The sequence below is a fragment of the Niallia sp. FSL W8-0177 genome, from assembly GCF_038006285.1.
Taxonomy (GTDB): Bacteria; Bacillota; Bacilli; order Bacillales; family Cytobacillaceae; genus Niallia; species Niallia circulans_A.
Genome location: NZ_JBBOUX010000001.1, coordinates 2,968,053 through 2,984,185 on the forward strand (window position 1 = coordinate 2,968,053; position 16,133 = coordinate 2,984,185).

General features: G+C 35.6%; 16 protein-coding genes and 1 pseudogene. 1 reads left to right on the top strand and 16 read right to left on the bottom strand.

The window, feature by feature from the left end:
• Positions 1-2 precede the first annotated feature (2 nt).
• The 3 genes from NST77_RS14700 to lipA form a co-directional block, all read right to left on the bottom strand.
• On the bottom strand, positions 3-1,298 hold the full coding sequence (locus NST77_RS14700; protein WP_095330503.1) for an EAL domain-containing protein: 1,296 nt from the start codon (positions 1,296-1,298) through the stop codon (positions 3-5).
• A gap of 306 nt (positions 1,299-1,604) precedes the next feature.
• Positions 1,605-1,877 (bottom strand): YutD family protein, encoded by a 273-nt coding sequence (locus NST77_RS14705; RefSeq protein WP_047942248.1) that lies wholly within the window; start codon positions 1,875-1,877, stop codon positions 1,605-1,607.
• A gap of 369 nt (positions 1,878-2,246) precedes the next feature.
• Positions 2,247-3,161 carry a lipoyl synthase gene (lipA, locus tag NST77_RS14710; protein WP_235844501.1) on the bottom strand — a complete coding sequence of 305 codons (915 nt, stop codon included), beginning with the start codon at positions 3,159-3,161 and terminating at the stop codon, positions 2,247-2,249.
• 285 nt (positions 3,162-3,446) lie between these two features.
• On the opposite strand from lipA, the gene NST77_RS14715 reads away from it, so the two are divergent.
• The gene (locus tag NST77_RS14715) at positions 3,447-4,406 is read left to right on the top strand and encodes a M23 family metallopeptidase (RefSeq protein ID WP_164464147.1); all 960 of its coding nucleotides are present in this window, start codon (positions 3,447-3,449) and stop codon (positions 4,404-4,406) included.
• A gap of 52 nt (positions 4,407-4,458) precedes the next feature.
• Here NST77_RS14715 and NST77_RS14720 read toward each other — a convergent pair whose 3' ends face one another.
• The 13 genes and pseudogenes from NST77_RS14720 to NST77_RS14780 form a co-directional block, all read right to left on the bottom strand.
• The gene (locus NST77_RS14720) at positions 4,459-5,553 is read right to left on the bottom strand and encodes an HD-GYP domain-containing protein (RefSeq protein WP_095330502.1); all 1,095 of its coding nucleotides are present in this window, start codon (positions 5,551-5,553) and stop codon (positions 4,459-4,461) included.
• Between the two features lie 204 nt (positions 5,554-5,757).
• Positions 5,758-6,060 carry a YunC family protein gene (locus tag NST77_RS14725; RefSeq protein WP_095330501.1) on the bottom strand — a complete coding sequence of 101 codons (303 nt, stop codon included), beginning with the start codon at positions 6,058-6,060 and terminating at the stop codon, positions 5,758-5,760.
• Positions 6,061-6,162: 102 nt separating this feature from the next.
• Positions 6,163-7,521: a bifunctional metallophosphatase/5'-nucleotidase gene (locus NST77_RS14730; protein WP_095330500.1), complete on the bottom strand. Its 1,359-nt coding sequence runs from the start codon at positions 7,519-7,521 to the stop codon at positions 6,163-6,165.
• Positions 7,522-7,607: 86 nt separating this feature from the next.
• Positions 7,608-8,452 (bottom strand): annotated as a pseudogene (locus NST77_RS14735) (DUF72 domain-containing protein).
• Positions 8,453-8,738: 286 nt separating this feature from the next.
• Positions 8,739-9,542, bottom strand: a complete 804-nt coding sequence (locus tag NST77_RS14740; protein ID WP_095330498.1) for a gluconate 5-dehydrogenase — start codon at positions 9,540-9,542, stop codon at positions 8,739-8,741.
• A gap of 14 nt (positions 9,543-9,556) precedes the next feature.
• Positions 9,557-10,387, bottom strand: a complete 831-nt coding sequence (gene kduI / locus NST77_RS14745; RefSeq protein ID WP_123259151.1) for a 5-dehydro-4-deoxy-D-glucuronate isomerase — start codon at positions 10,385-10,387, stop codon at positions 9,557-9,559.
• 21 nt (positions 10,388-10,408) lie between these two features.
• Complete coding sequence (locus tag NST77_RS14750; protein WP_123260644.1) at positions 10,409-11,413, bottom strand: sugar kinase; 1,005 nt, start codon at positions 11,411-11,413, stop codon at positions 10,409-10,411.
• A gap of 2 nt (positions 11,414-11,415) precedes the next feature.
• Positions 11,416-12,063: a bifunctional 4-hydroxy-2-oxoglutarate aldolase/2-dehydro-3-deoxy-phosphogluconate aldolase gene (locus tag NST77_RS14755; RefSeq protein ID WP_095330496.1), complete on the bottom strand. Its 648-nt coding sequence runs from the start codon at positions 12,061-12,063 to the stop codon at positions 11,416-11,418.
• Between the two features lie 122 nt (positions 12,064-12,185).
• Entirely contained in the window at positions 12,186-12,944 is a 759-nt protein-coding gene (locus NST77_RS14760; protein WP_123258148.1) for an IclR family transcriptional regulator, read from the bottom strand.
• 132 nt (positions 12,945-13,076) lie between these two features.
• Complete coding sequence (locus NST77_RS14765; protein ID WP_163187799.1) at positions 13,077-13,874, bottom strand: HAD family hydrolase; 798 nt, start codon at positions 13,872-13,874, stop codon at positions 13,077-13,079.
• A gap of 24 nt (positions 13,875-13,898) precedes the next feature.
• Complete coding sequence (locus NST77_RS14770; RefSeq protein WP_095330517.1) at positions 13,899-14,459, bottom strand: maltose acetyltransferase domain-containing protein; 561 nt, start codon at positions 14,457-14,459, stop codon at positions 13,899-13,901.
• A 23-nt stretch (positions 14,460-14,482) separates the two neighbouring features.
• A complete protein-coding gene (locus tag NST77_RS14775) occupies positions 14,483-14,863 on the bottom strand; it encodes a VOC family protein (protein WP_095330493.1) in 381 nt (126 codons plus the stop codon).
• Positions 14,864-14,890: 27 nt separating this feature from the next.
• The gene (locus NST77_RS14780; RefSeq protein ID WP_095330492.1) at positions 14,891-16,114 is read right to left on the bottom strand and encodes an MFS transporter; all 1,224 of its coding nucleotides are present in this window, start codon (positions 16,112-16,114) and stop codon (positions 14,891-14,893) included.
• Between the last annotated feature and the right edge of the window lie 19 nt (positions 16,115-16,133).

A 16,133-nucleotide genomic window follows, 5' to 3' on the forward strand; every position in this document is an offset into this window, starting at 1 on the left:
TACTATGAGATTTGTAAATGATTACTAAGACTAGTAGGCTTGGCGTAAAAATATCCTTGAGCTAAATCCACTTTATTTTTTGATAAAATAGAGGCTTCCTCTGCATTTTCAATCCCTTCTGCCACCACAACGGATCCCACTTCTTTTGCAATAAGAAGAAGTCCTTGTAGCATCGATTCCTTTACGGAATTTTTATCAATATTCTGGATTACAGAACGGTCAATCTTAATAATATCTGGCATGATTTCACTGATGGAATTCAGACTAGCATAACCCGCGCCAGTATCATCAACTGCAATTAAAAAACCAAGCATTCTTAATACTTTTAGATTATTAGCAAAATGCTCTAACCCTTCAAATGAATCTCTTTCGGTAATTTCAATTGTTATTTTTTTCGGGGAAATTTCTTTATACCTACGAATTACGCTCTTTATATCTTTAATAAATCTTTGGTTGCCGATTGTGACAGGTGTAAAGTTAATAAAGATATTGTGCCTCCATTTTGTTTGCTGAATTTGTTCAAAGGCCTTTTCAAGAACAATCATTTCAAGATCATACAAAAACTTCGTTTGCCTTGCTAAAGAGAAAAGTTGAAGCGGGTTTTCTAACGGTGTTCCTTCAGGTCCTCTTGTCAGCATTTCACAAGCGTGAATTTTATTTGTCTCTACATCCATAATTGGTTGTGCCAGTAATCGAATGCTTTTGTTTGCCACTATATTCCCCAAAGTATAGACTAATTTATTGAATTCCGGATCAGATCTTTTATGTGCCATTGCAAGGGCTAATTCATATGCAGTTTGAATAGCATCAGAAAGATAGGTATATTTATTCTCAATAAACATGTATCCTGTGCTGAATACAGGCGGAATGCTCCCAATTTTACGAAAGTCATTTTCTACATTATGTATAATATCTTTAATTAATCCATCTAGCACTGGTAAACATTCGGATCCTTGTTCCCATTTCATAAACATAGTTAAACCGTTCGGATTATAATCATGAATCGCAATGATTTCATTAGAAGCTTTTAATTGTATCGTTTTGCCAAATGATTTTTTTAGCAATCGAATATATTGCAAAAAATCATTTGCTTCTAATTGCTGCTTTATTCTATGTAAATTCGATATATCCAATACAATAACAGCTACCTCATATCCTCTTATCATCGCTTTTTGGACTTGATGAATAATAGGGTCTCGTATTACAAATGATGGAGGAAAATACTTAATAAGTTCTGTCGGAAGAAGTAACTTTCCCCAATTAAATAACCTTGAACAGATATTCTCTTGATATTTCATAGCCCCATTCCTCTCAAAATGCCAACTTTTTCTGTCATTAAAGCAAATTAATTCTCTATAGATGGCCTTTTCCTTACTTCTATTGCTACAAGACTTACAATTAGATGCAAAAAGCGCATTGGAATTCAAATGGTAAAGAAAAACATTCATGGCTTTGCTTAAGAAACTGAGTTAGATGGCTTACTTATACATATTAAAGACAAGTAAATTAACAAAACAGTTTCTCCATTCGCCAAGCCAGTCCATTTCTTGTTTTCTTTCTGAATGGAAGCTCCTTCTTCAAGATCAAACTAAAGGATAACCTTATTATTTTGTTTTTTTTACGACAAAATAGGCACAGCCAAAATTACAATATTCATATAAATATTCCGTTAATGTGCTTATTTTCGTATCAAAACTTGATTTTTGATTATGATCATCAAAAAAGCCACGTAATCTTAATTGTCCATAACCCCAATCTCCGACAATATAATCGTATTTCGTTAATATGTCACTATATCTATTTTTAAATGCTTCTTCATTAAAACCTGATTTTCTTTCTTCAATCAGTTCATAACAATGGTTATTAATACAAACCAATCGTATCACCTCAAAACCTGTATATATTTCCTTAATGTAAAACTTCCATCCGTGCAGCTTGCATTTTAACTTCACTGATGATTAGTTGAATTATTTGGATCTTAGATAAATAGTCCAATTATAACATTACTCACTATCATTATAACCTTAGCAAAGATATTTACATAGCACTAACAATAAAATCTTCCTATAAAATACAGAATTTTTATTTTATACTGTTAAATCCCTTTTGAATACGGGCTAATATTCTTAATTAATTCTGCATGAATAAAAAAACTCAAACCATTATACGAAATATTTTTAGTATTTCCGTATAATAGTCTGAGCTTACCTTCAGTGGAAAACTTATCCCTTTAGCCTTATTCTTATTTATGCTTCTTTTGCATGTTCAGCCATTTGCTGATTTTTTTTCGCTTCGTTTACTTGCTCATCTGCGTGATATGAAGAACGAACTAATGGACCTGCTTCACAATGGCTAAATCCTTTACTTAAAGCGATCTCCTTTAGCTCTTTAAATTCATCTGGATGATAATATTTTTGTACTTTTAAATGTTTGACAGTTGGTTGTAAATATTGGCCAATAGTCATAATATCCACATTATTTGCTCTAAGATCATCCATTGTGGCGATAATTTCTTCTTTAGTTTCGCCTAAGCCAACCATAATACTAGACTTAGTAGGAATATTAGGCTGCATCTCTTTTGCTCTTCGTAAAAACTCAAGAGAACGATGATATTTTGCTCTTGCACGGACTCTAGGGGTCAATCTTTCTACAGTTTCAATATTATGGTTCAAGATATCTGGTTTAGCATCCATTAATAATCGTAGGTTTTCTTCTACTCCTCCCATATCGGATGGTAATACTTCAATGCTGGTAAATGGATTTTTTCTGCGAATAGCACGAACAGTTTCTGCAAATACAGCTGCTCCGCCGTCTTTTAAGTCATCTCTTGCAACAGCAGTAATAACCACATGCTTTAAGTTCATTGCAAACACAGAATCAGCAACTCTTTCTGGCTCTTGCCAATCTAATTCAGTCGGTAATCCTGTTTTAACTGCACAAAAACGACAGGCTCTTGTACAAATAGCTCCTAAAATCATAAATGTAGCTGTTCTTCTAACTGCCCAACATTCATGAATATTTGGACATTTTGCTTCCTCACAGACTGTATGGAGCTGCTTTTCCTTCATCATTTTTTTCAAACCTGTATAATTTTCATTCGTATTCAATTTAATTTTTAACCATTCAGGTTTGCGCAAATATTCTTGTTTTTTTTCTGACACCACATTCATCTCCTAGTAAAATAATTTTCATCATTTTTACTTAAAAAACAGTATTGTATAACAGCTATTCCTCAAATTTTTTTGTATGTTATACACAGTAAAAGGATTGTCTCTTCTTCATTTGTCACTTTAACATAATGGAAATGCCTCTACAAGTTATTCATTTAAAATGATTACCATTAATTGATAATTATTTTTTTTGATATAAGTCACAAAATATAACGACAGAATAAGAAGGGAGGGACTAATCTTTTGCACAGGTTAATATTTATAATCATTATTCTTATGTTTTTACTACCTAACACTGTCACATTTGCTAATGAAAAAATGACTGACCCATACACAAAAAGGATGGAACTTTATAAAAAAATAGAAGCATTATATCAAATTCCTTGGTATTATATAGCTGCTGTCGATCAATATGAGCGTAACATTCGCTCCTCAAGAAAAGATATCCCTAAGGCAAAGGGATACACTGGGATTTATTTTACGAAGGAAGAATGGGCTGGTATTATTAATCCCAATCCAGAGGATAATAACCCTTTAACCATTCCTTTATTTGGAGGCCTTGGTGCTGACGGTGATGGAGATGGAAAAGCAGATAGATTTAATGATGAAGATATCCTTTCCGCATTCTCCAATTATATAAGTCAATATGGCATTGATGAGGATAACTTTAAAATCGGATTATGGAACTACTATAAAAGGGATAAAACTGTTAGTATCATAATGGGAAAAGCAGCCATTTACAACCACTTTGGTAGATTAAATTTAGATGATCATGCCTTTCCTCTGCCCTTAAGAAGTGATCATAGCTATCGCAGTACTTGGGGGGACGCCCGTGGCTGGGGAGGAAAAAGAATTCATGAAGGCACAGATATTTTTGCGGACTATGGAGTCCCTGTAAAAGCGACTTCCTATGGGATTGTAGAAATGAAAGGCTGGAATAATTACGGCGGATGGCGAATCGGAATAAGAGATATTAATAATAATTATCATTATTTTGCTCATTTAAATGGATTCTCAAAAGAGATTCAGGCTGGAATGGTCGTAGAGCCAGGGATGATTATTGGTGGAGTTGGAAGTTCAGGGTATGGACCACCAGGAACTTCTGGAAAATTCCCTCCTCATCTACATTATGGTATCTATAAAGATAACGGCTATACAGAATGGTCCTATGATCCGTACGCACACTTACGATTATGGGAAAGACAAGAAAAGATAAAATCAAGAAAGAAAAAATAAATTACTTACTTGGCGATAAGGATATATAGCTCCATTCTTATCGCCTATATGTTCACAAAGGATTTTGGAGGGAATCACATTGCGTTATGACAATTGAGAGATCTTCCTTTAAATTCAAGTCATATGGAGGAATTTCTTTCCCCTCTCTTTCCACAATTCGTACAATTGGTCTTTCATTCATTCCCTTATTTTGTTTACATACAATCCCTTTTTCTCCATTGCTTAGCATAACACTTAATCCATTAGGATAAAGGACTATCGCTCTTCTAAATGCTTCGACAATTTTCGCATCATATAGATAGCCTGAACCCGTATATAAAATCTCTAATGCTTCATGTGGTAATAATGCATCATGGTAGACGCGATTGGATGTAATGGCATCAAAAACATCTGCTACAGCAATAATTTTTCCAAACAAATGAATATCTTTTGCTTCTATGCCTCTCGGATAACCAGACCCATTTAAGCGCTCATGATGCTGGTAGGCACAATGACTAACAAGTAAAGGCAGTGTCTCCACTTTTCTTAGCATCTCAAAGCCTGCTTCTGCATGACTTTTTATAATTTCAAATTCTTCTGCCGTTAACGATCCTGGTTTGAGGAGAATTTCTAACGGAACCTTCATTTTACCAATATCATGTAAAATAGCCCCAAGCCCTAGGATTTCCATCTGCTTCGGCGGAAGTTTTAACTCTAAACCTAATGCTAACGTATAAATAGTCACATTTAAGCTATGCGAAAAAATATAATTATCATATAGATAAACATCCGACATAACGGAAGAAAGATGTTCATGATTTTTTAATTCCAATAGTACTTTTTCAACCAATTTCTTAAAAATAGGTGTATTCTTCTCCATCACCATCGAAATATCATCAGCATCTGCACTTTTTATCATATCAAAACTTTTCTCAATAGTTTGCATCGCTTCCATCTTAACTTGCTCAGATATGGCATCATTCACTTTAATATCCTTTGTATGTTTATCTTCTAAATAAACATAGCTAATACCAAAGTCAAGCAGCCTTTTAATCATCTTTTTCTCTAATCTTATCCCACTATTTATTAACACTCTTCCGCGATCATTTAATATAGGCTTAGCTAAGATTGCACCTTCTTTTATATTCTTTGTCCCAACTAGTCTCATGCTTTAATAGCTCCTAATAATTTATATAGTATCTATTATATCGTACTTTTGCTTTTGTTTCTTTATACCTATAAAAGAAAAGTTAAATTTTAAAAAATAGTCCAAATGCAGGGATATTTATTTCCTTCACTTCCAAAAAAGAAGGTTTAACGAAAAGGGGCAATACCCCTCTAATTCGTTAAACCTTCTTTATCTCTTTATCCTTTATACCATTTTCAATAATGCTTCTCTTCCAATCATCCCTTTATGAATTCCATATGCTTCTGCTTCCATTGTCACAGACTCTAATGGTGCATTTAGCAGTTGTTCAATCGTTTTCACACCAACAGCTCTGCCTGCGATGATTTTCCGGTCTTTCAGCTTATCATTTAACAATGCCACATCTAAGGCACCGCACATGATATAGCCTTTATCATTTTTCACAGCAAGCAAAGTAGTTTTAGGCAATAATACCGAGACCGCAATAAAAGTATGTCCATTGATATCAACAGGATACACATCAATCATAATACTCTGTGCTCACTCCTCTCTGTCCCTTCCTAATAAGTATATTCAAGAGAGGAGAAATCGGTGTTTTCTTCTTTATTTAAGAAATGAAAAAATTGCCTCTTACGCTTTTATCCTATTTTGTAAAGTGTCAGCAAGAATATTACGCATAAATTCAGGAAGAAAATAGTCTTTCTTTGTTGCACGATAAATAGCTGGAAAAAAATTACCAAATGTAAACATATCAGGTACTGTGACAACATAATTCTGATCTGCCTGTATTTCCTTTGCATTTATATAGTACTGCTCTCTTTCTCCGATTATCTCATGCGTAATTCCTGCTGCAATCATTTTCCCCATTAAAGTTCCCCGGAATCCAAGGCCCTTGACAGGCATTGTCTCCCACTTGTCGGATCTCATTTCAAGTATTATTTCTTTCAATTCCGCTCCAGTTAATGTCACATTACATGGATTAATCGGATGTGGACAAATCGATAATAAATCAAAGAAAGTGATATCCCCTGCTTGCAATCCATCTAAAATTAAGCCCTCATTTACTATTGCGCAATCCGATTGACACCACGAAATTAATTTTTCGCAGAGCATTTCTGCTAGCGCTTCTCTAGATAAATACTCATCAATCGTCGCTGCCTTTTCTGATAAAGCTAATTTCCCTTGCTGGTAATAATTTTCCACAATGGCTTCTTCTTTATTTGCAATCGGCAACTTACTTGTTTCATATAATATGGCTTTTTTATCAATTATTTTTTTGGAAGCATTGACCTTTAATTCAATATGACCTAGATAATAACCATACTTACCAGCAGCACCTTGAAGATTATTATTAATTATTTTTCCTTGATGGAAAATATGATGGGTATGTGCACCAAGAATCACATCTATTTCTGGATAATTAGCTGCAATCATCTCATCGTCATTTATCCCTAAATGGGAAAGCAATACAATAATATCAACTTTTCCTCTGACTTTTTCTAATTGCTTAGATAATTCTTCTATTGGATCTGTCAATTTCCATCCTAAAAGCTCATATAACTTTTCAAAATAGGCCGTAATACCGATAACACCAATTTTTGTTCCTTTAGCTGTCTTAAATATTTGAAGAGGAATTGCCCAATCAGGACGTTCCCCATTATGTTTGTAGAGATTAGCAACAATTACATCGAATTTTGCTTCATCATATAAATGATCTAATCCTTCATAAGACAATGTAATTCCTTCATTATTCCCAATTGTCACTGCATCATAGTGTTCTTCATTTAACAGCTGTGTGTTAATTCTACCTTTAGTTGCTTCCGTATAAGGATGAGACAAATCTAAATGGTCACCTATATCAAATAAATAAACAGCTTCGCCAGCCTCTTTATGCCATTTTTTTCTTTCACGCAGCAATTCATAAATTCTTGGCCAATTTTCAAAATGGCTATGTAAATCATTAGTATGATATATATGGATGACTTCCATCTTCTCGCCTTCCTTATTTGTATTTTCTCTTTTTTAGACAATTATCTATTCTATAGCAGAAATATTCTTCTTCACTCTTCTGCCAGTTAAAATAAATCCAATTGTCTTGGAGCTAAATCCGTATATTCTATTTTTAATAAATCAATCATTTCTCTTGCGTTGTCAGCCGCATCTCCACCAGAATTATTATTAAAGAGCACATAAATATTTTTACATTGCTTTTCAAGCAGGCGAATATTTTCAGCCCACTCACTTAATTCTGCTGTATTATACCGATATAAATAGCGAACTTCTCGCCAATTTGGATTATTATTTTGCTGCCACCCGTAATAATTTCTTCCATGAAGCCGAATGAGCACTTTATCTTCGCCAACCGCTTCTAGAACTGTAGGAATTGAAACCGGCATTACTTGAGGCTCATCACAAATACTATGTATCCAATTCTCTTCCTTCATAAACTGAAGGGTACTTGCTCGATATTTGGAATCAAACCATGATTGATGTCTAAATTCAAGTGCACAAGGAATATCTTCCATCCTTTTTCTACATGCTCTTAAGTATTTACATTATCCTTTGTACAATCAAACCAAGGAGGAAATTGGAATAAAACCATCGCTAATTTGCCACTTTTTCTATACGGAACTAAGGAATCGATAAATGCAGCAAACATTTCACCATTCGAGGAAAAAGGAATATCTCCACGGTTATGTCCTGTCATTCCTTGAAATGCCTTTACGATAAATTGAAAAGAGTCAGGTGTTTTCTTTACCCAAGACTCCGCGTTCCGGACTGGCTGCACAGCATAAAAAGAAGCATCCACTTCCACAGTAGGAAAATAACCGGCATATTCCATTAACTTATTTTGTGATGAAGTATTTTTTCCATAAAGACTCGGATGGTCTCCCCAGCCTGTTAATCCAATATGAATCAATAAAATCACCTCTATTACATTGTTTTTCTCAAAGCAATACTTACATAGAGAAAAACACTAACTTCATTTCCAAGAATATAACTGTTTTTTTATTTCTTATATTAAATATCATATCATAATCACCATAAATAACTAAGTTAAAAGAAAAAGAGGTTCCACTAAATCAGTCACCCGATTTAGTGGAACCTCTAAGATAAATTTAAAACATGTACAGATACTTTCAGCTATTGAACTAGTAAAAATATCATTTCTTTATTGATTGAAATAGCACGATTGCTTATCCTTCTTAAGGCTGTTTACCAATATATGCCAGTATACCACCATCTACATAGAGAATATGACCATTCACGAAGTTCGATGCTTCAGATGCTAAAAATACAGCTGAACCAGCTAGGTCTTCAGGATTTCCCCAACGGGCTGCAGGCGTTTTCCCTATAATAAACTGATCAAATGGATGACGGGATCCGTCTGCTTGCTTTTCGCGTAATGGGGCAGTTTGTGGTGTAGCGATATAACCTGGCCCGATTCCATTACATTGAATATTGTACTCTCCATATTCAGAAGCGATATTTTTTGTCAGCATCTTTAGCCCACCTTTAGCAGCAGCATATGCACTGACTGTTTCCCTGCCTAATTCACTCATCATGGAGCAGATATTGATGATCTTACCGCCGCCATTCTGAATCATACCAGGTATAACTGCTTTGGAAACAATAAATGGTCCATTCAAATCTACATCTACTACCTGACGGAAATCTTCTACAGACATTTCTACCATTGGTACACGCTTGATAATCCCAGCATTGTTAACTAAAATATCAATGGGACCAACCTCTTCTTTAATTTGTACAACCGCAGCTTGCACGGCCTGTTCGTCTGTAACATCAAATACATAGCCTTTTGCTTCGATTCCTGCTTCTTGATAACTTTGAAGTGCTTGGTCGACAGATTCTTGGTTTAAGGAATTAAACACGATTTTCGCACCTGCTTTTGATAAAGCGCTTGCGATTTCAAAACCAATTCCATATATTGCACCTGTAACTAAGGCTACTTTTCCATCAATGCGGAATTTATCCATCGTGAATGCCATTGCTTTCTCTCCTCTTATTTCAATTTATCCATTGGTATCATATCCATATCGGTATAAGTGATATTTTCGCCACACATTGCCCAGATAAAAGAATAATTGCTGGTACCAACCCCAGAATGAATAGACCAGCTCGGTGAAATAGCAGCTTGTTCGCTGCTCATAACTAAATGCTTTGTTTCATCAGGTTTCCCCATCATATGGAAAATACGTGTATCTTCTTCCATATCAAAGTAAACATATGCTTCCATGCGTCTTTCATGTGTATGAGAAGGCATTGTATTCCATGCACTTCCAGGCTCTAAGATAGTATAGCCCATTTGCAATTGGCAGCTTTCACATACATTTGGATGTATGTATTGATAAATTTTACGCTGATTTAATGTTAAGGCTTCTCCAGTTTCCATTGGTTTAATGTGATCAATACTAATTTTTACATTTGGATATTTATGATGTGCTGGTACGGAGCTAATATAAAATTTAGCCGGATTGTTTGGATCCTCGGAAGAAAAAACAACATGACGTGTTTCTTTGCCAATATAGTATCCATCTTGTTTTTTCATTTCTTCTTTTTCTCCGTCGATTTCGATATAACCCGGACCACCGATATTAATAACTCCCAGCTCACGGCGTTCCAAGAAATATTCCACACCCAATTGCTTATCCAAAATGATTTCTAAGGATTTATCGGTCGGCGTAACTCCGCCAAAAATCATACGGTCGTTATGTGTATACGTTAAACTAATTTCCCCTGGCACAAACACCTTTTCTACTAAAAATTCTTTTCTCAATTGTTCTGTAGAGTAATGACGAATATCCTCTGGGCTATGTGTATAACGAGTTTCCATGTTTTGCATTTTTCTACACTCCTATCGATTTATTTTTCCAGAGCCAGCTAGTAAAAAGCTGTTGACTTCTGGTTCGCTAAATTGATTACAATCACCATGAATTGTATGTTTCAAAGCGGATGCAGCTGTCGCAAAGTCAATCATTTTCTGTGGACTTTTTTGGGCTAGTATTCCATGCAGAACTCCACCGGAAAAAGCATCACCTGCTCCTACCCTATCAACGATTGGATTAATTACATGATTTTGAGATTCATAGTAGTGATCATCCATCCATAATGTTCCTATTAATTCATTGCAACTAGCAGATACCACCGTTCTTTTTGTGGAATATAAAACAGAGATAGCAGGAAATTTCTTCTGTATTTCTTGATAGTAGTAAACTAATTCATTCTCCTGTTCAGTTGCCTCCGGAATTCCTAACAAATAGAGAGCATCAAGCTTGCCAGCTGAACAGTAATCTACCAGTGGCAATATTTCAGAAATTGTCTCACCTGCTTCTTTCTGAGACCATAATTTTCCTCGATAATTAATATCAAAACTGATTTTACAGCCAGCCTCTTTTGCGGCTTCTATGAGTGAAATGGTTGTTTTTTTCCAACTTGAGGATAACGCAGGTGTAATTCCTGAAATATGAAAGATATCTACGTTATTAAACAGTTCTTCTTTTTGCCATTCACTTTCTGTCATTTCGGCAAAGCTTGAACCTGCACGATCATAAATGACATTGGCTGCTCGTTCACCAATTCCAGCCTCCACATAATAAGTGCCTAACCTAGATCCTCCCTTTAAGAGAAAGTTAGTATGAACACCATAACGATTTAAATGCTTTACTACACCTTCTCCTAAGCCATTGTCTGGAATTTTACTAGCAAAGTAGACATCGTGACCAAAATTGGCAAGTGAAATAGCGACATTGGCTTCACCCCCGCCATAATGTGCACAAAAATTATCAGCCTGGGCAATTCGTACACCAGAATCAGTGGATAGACGAAGCATGATTTCACCTAAAGTAACTACCCTTCCCATATTTATGCTCCTTTTATTTGATGAAATTTCTCCATATATTGACTAGCAATCTCTGTAACTTTCGTAAAATCTCCCTTTGCTACAGGCGCTAATAGATTTCCTCCTACGCCAACTGCTACTACTCCTGCTTTAAACCAGTCTTCCATATTTTCTAAGCTTACTCCACCTGTCGGCATAATATTAACTTGAGGCATTGGCGCTTTAAAAGCGGATACAATACTTGGCCCATAGGCGCTGCCTGGGAACAGTTTGATAATATCTACTCCTGCCTTTAATGCCTCTTTCATTTCTGTTATCGTTAAGCATCCTGGAAGATAGGGAGTTTGATAAAGATTACATAGTTCGGCTGTCTCTCTATCAAAGTTTGGGCTGACAATATACTCTGCCCCAGCCATGATAGCTAAACGAGCAGTTACTACATCTAACACCGTACCTGCACCTATTACAATATTAGAATCATTCTGATACAACTCTACTAATTCACTAATGGCTTTATCAGCATTAGGAACCGTAAAAGTTAATTCGATTCCCTTCATGCCACCTTGAACCACTGCATTACTAGCCTTTACTGCCTCTTCCTTGCTGTTCCCGCGGACTACTGCAATCACCCCAGCACTCTTTAAGCGCCGTAACGTTTCAACTCGTTTCATTTCTACCACTCTTTTCTTATTTAGAAATACAATTTTATTATTAAGAAATTTATCTTGATTATACATACTTTTTCGAAAAATGTAAACGCTAATCATTAAATAAAAAAAATCGCCGAAACGATTTAATGAGTCACAACTTGCATTATCTCATTTTTCGTTTCGACGATAGCCTTTATTATTTGTTTTTTAAATTCTTCTGTAAGCCGATATTTCGGCATGCTTACACTAAATGCTCCAATGATTTTTCCATCTTTTTTTAAAGATGCTCCAATACAGAAGATATCCTTCTCCATTTCTTCGTCATCAAAAGCAATACCAGTCTCTCCCACTTTCTGTAATTCTGATGCAAGCTTTAAAGAGTTGGTTATTGTATGCTCTGTAAATGGAACTAAAGGAGTTGTTTTTAGGTAATTTAAATATTCTTCTTCTTCCAGCTCTGCAAGAACCGCCTTCCCCATTGCTGAACTGTACAAGGGCCTTGTTATCCCAACCCTTGAAGACATTCTTATTGTCTGATGTTTAGCCTCTAGCTTGTTTACATATAAAATTTCATTATCAACAAGTACACCTAAATGAATGGTTTCATCAATTAACTTTTGCAGTTTTTCTAAATAAGGCAATGTCAGCTCTACTAAGTCCAGCTGATCCACACCTTGATTGGCATATCGAATAAGTTTAGATCCTAATCGATAATTTTTATTTTTATCTCTACTAACAAAGCCAATTAACAATAAAGTGTCCAATATTTTCAAAGTAGTTGAAGTTGTCATCTCTGTGTTTTGAGCAATGTTCTGCAATGTTTGATTAGGATTTTCTGAGAGATAATCCATAATTTTTGCAGCTCTTAATAGAACAGTCCCATAAGGTTTTGTTTTCTCCATTATACACCCTCTTTTCCAATAAAGAAATTATATACGAAAAGAGGAGAAATGAAAAGTCTTCTCTTCCTAAAATCATATTTAGAATTCACTTCTTGTCATTTTTTATCAAAACAGATTGGTTCTATCTCCCATCTATAAAAGAGATAACAGTTGAATGATTGTTCTCATTACACCATCTTCTTCATTTGAGCGAGTGATGAAATTAGCTGTCTCTTTTAATTCCTTTACGGCATTCCGAACAGCAAAACTATATATACTGCGACTCATAAGTTCTATGTCATTATAGCTATCGCCAAATGCCATTGTTTCTTCAGGGGTAACATTTAATAATTGTTGCAAATGCTCGACTGTTGTCCCTTTATGAACATTTACATTGGCTATATCAATCCAAGCTGCCTCAGATGCTACAATATAAGCAGATTCGAAAAAGGATGATAATTTTTCTCTTGTTTCAAAACATTTAAGCTCTGAATCATGAATTGTTATCTTCACGAAATCTTCTGTTATTTCTTTAAAGTCTGATACCTTTCTCACTTGTGTATAAGATTTTCTTACAATAGCAACTTCTTCTGGGATAACGCTATCCTTTATAACTGCACCACTTCTCGTACAAGCAATAATAGTATGATTTAGACTGATTTCCTCTAGCAACTGAATAATCGCTTGACCCAATTCATTGCTTATCAGCGATTCATAAACAAATTTACCATTATGCTTGATGCGGGTGGCGCTATCCCCTAGAATCCACATATCTTTCGCATCTTCACCAAATAATTCTTCAACCCGTTCACATTGCTTACCAGTAACAGGTGCAAAAGCTACACCCTTTTCTTTCATTAGATTCTTTACTTCTTTGAACAATTCTCGGTCAAAATCCCCATTATTATTTAAAAATGTTCCATCCATGTCTGTCAGCACTAATTTAATCATTCGCTTTCCTCCAACTCTCCTATTCTACTCAACTATTTTTTTTAAAATTCTTGCTGGATTTCCACCAATAACAACATTATCTGGTACGTCCTTTGTTACAACTGCACCAGATGCAACCACCACATTATTTCCAATGCTTACCCCTGGATTGATAACTGCTCTTCCTCCCATCCAGACATTATTTCCGATATTCACCGGTTTTCCGTACTCAATTCCTGCTATTCTTTCTTGAGCATTTAAAGGATGTGTCGCTGTATAAATATGTACTCCCGGGGCGATGAAGCAATTATCCCCAATTCTAATCTCACAAACATCCAAAAACACACAATCAAAATTAGCAAAGAAGTTTTCCCCTACATGGATGTTATATCCATAGTCACAACGAAAGGTTGGTTCTATGAATATATTAGTTCCTGTGGAACCAAATAATTGTTTTAATAGGACGGACCGTATATTGTCTTCTGTTTCAATGGATTCGTTAAATATTCTTGTTAGCTTTCGCGCATTATTTCGATCCTTCATTAATTCTGGATCTGCTGGATTATAGAAGTCTCCATTTACCATTTTTTCTTTTTCTGTTTTCACTTTTTTGTTCCCTTCTATCCGCATTAGACCGTCAACTCTATAAGATTTCCTTCTGGATCTTCTATCACACTTTCATAATAGCCGTCCCCTGTTAGACGAGGCCCATTAACTAGCAGAAAGCCATCCTTTTGTAATCGTTCCGTCAGTTGATTAACTGCTTCTTTGCTTCCTAATGAAATAGCAATATGCGCCCAGCCAACTCTATCATCTGAATCAGACTTATCTATCCCCGCTTTACGCATAAGTTCTAAGCGAGCTCCCTCCTTGAACGATATAAAATAGGATTCAAATTTCTTTTCTATATTTTGATACTTCGAATTTGCTGTCCCTTCAAAATAGGTCGTATAAAATGTCTTCATTCCTTCTAAATCTTTCACCCAGATTGCAACATGTTCTATTTTCATGTTCCTGTCACTCCTTCTTTAATTAACTTAACTCACACTCGCGGTATCCTTTTTTATCTCTCTTATATGCAATACTCCATTTAACCTTTCCGATCCCCATAGCATCATGGCAATAAAACCTGCAATAACAAAAGGGAAAATTCCTATTGTTGATTTTGCTGCAGCATATCCGAGAATGGGAGGAAGAAAGGTACTGCCTGTATAGGCAATAGCCATTTGATACCCCATTATGGTTTGGGAATGCTTCTGTCCAAAACGTAGTGGTGTTTCATGCAGCATACATGGAAATATCGGTGCTAAACCTAAACCAATCATAATAAAGCCTGCCAGTGAAAAAAGAACAGGGAATGGCAAAAATAATAGAATTGCCCCAACTAACGCAATTATTTGTCCCCATCTTATCAATCTTTGATTACTCATTTTTAATGTAATAAAGCCTGTAATAAATCTTCCAATGGTAATTCCTGCATAAAACACGGAAACCCATTTGGCTGCTACATCTATCGATAAATTTTTAACATTTACGAGGAAGCTGCTTCCCCAAAGTCCAACTGCTGCTTCCGCCCCGCAGTAAAATAAAAATGCAAGTAAAGCTAGCTTAACCCCTCTTATTTGCCAAGGTTTTTGATTTTCCAAATATGCTTCATCCAATGTACTAGTGGACTCTTCTATTTTATTTTCGTGCACCTGTTTAGGAACTTTTTCTATCTTTTTCCATAGGGGAAGTGTGAAAAGCAAAATGACAACTAGAATAAATTGAATGCTTGCGATGGCAAAATAACCACTTCGCCAAGAATTATCTCTAGATATAAACTGAGCCACAATAATTGGTCCAAGCGTAGCTCCAACTCCCCAAAAACAATGAAGCCAGCTCATATGATGCGCCTTGTAATGGCTTGCTACATAGTTGTTTAAACCTGTATCTACAGCACCTGCACCTAAGCCCAGCGGGATGGCAAAAATGAACAGCCATACAATCGATGGTGCGAAATGAAACCCTAATAGAGCTCCCGCTGTCATAAAGCAGCTTACAAATGTAACCATTCCAGTTCCAAATTTTTTCAGCACCGTACCGCTAATAAAGCTGGATATGATCGTCCCCCCTGCAATTGTCATAAAAAGTACTCCTGCAGTTTCAAGGGGTGCCTTAAATTCCACTTGCATTAAAGACCATGACACTCCCAATAAAGAATCTGGCAAACCTAAACTGATAAAAGCCAAATAGATGATTACTAAAAAAAATGTCGCCAATAGTTAACCCCCACTCTGT

Coding starts and splice junctions, on each gene's coding strand:
- NST77_RS14775 (WP_095330493.1), bottom strand. CDS start 14,863: ATGAAAATAGAACATGTTGCAATCTGGGTGAAAGATTTAGAAGGAATG.
- NST77_RS14755 (WP_095330496.1), bottom strand. CDS start 12,063: ATGAAACGAGTTGAAACGTTACGGCGCTTAAAGAGTGCTGGGGTGATT.
- NST77_RS14730 (WP_095330500.1), bottom strand. CDS start 7,521: ATGGAAGTCATCCATATATATCATACTAATGATTTACATAGCCATTTT.
- NST77_RS14715 (WP_164464147.1), top strand. CDS start 3,447: ATGTTTTTACTACCTAACACTGTCACATTTGCTAATGAAAAAATGACT.
- NST77_RS14765 (WP_163187799.1), bottom strand. CDS start 13,874: ATGATTAAATTAGTGCTGACAGACATGGATGGAACATTTTTAAATAAT.
- NST77_RS14740 (WP_095330498.1), bottom strand. CDS start 9,542: ATGGCATTCACGATGGATAAATTCCGCATTGATGGAAAAGTAGCCTTA.
- NST77_RS14725 (WP_095330501.1), bottom strand. CDS start 6,060: ATGATTGATGTGTATCCTGTTGATATCAATGGACATACTTTTATTGCG.
- NST77_RS14720 (WP_095330502.1), bottom strand. CDS start 5,553: ATGAGACTAGTTGGGACAAAGAATATAAAAGAAGGTGCAATCTTAGCT.
- NST77_RS14700 (WP_095330503.1), bottom strand. CDS start 1,298: ATGAAATATCAAGAGAATATCTGTTCAAGGTTATTTAATTGGGGAAAG.
- kduI (WP_123259151.1), bottom strand. CDS start 10,387: ATGGAAACTCGTTATACACATAGCCCAGAGGATATTCGTCATTACTCT.
- NST77_RS14760 (WP_123258148.1), bottom strand. CDS start 12,944: ATGGAGAAAACAAAACCTTATGGGACTGTTCTATTAAGAGCTGCAAAA.
- NST77_RS14750 (WP_123260644.1), bottom strand. CDS start 11,413: ATGGGAAGGGTAGTTACTTTAGGTGAAATCATGCTTCGTCTATCCACT.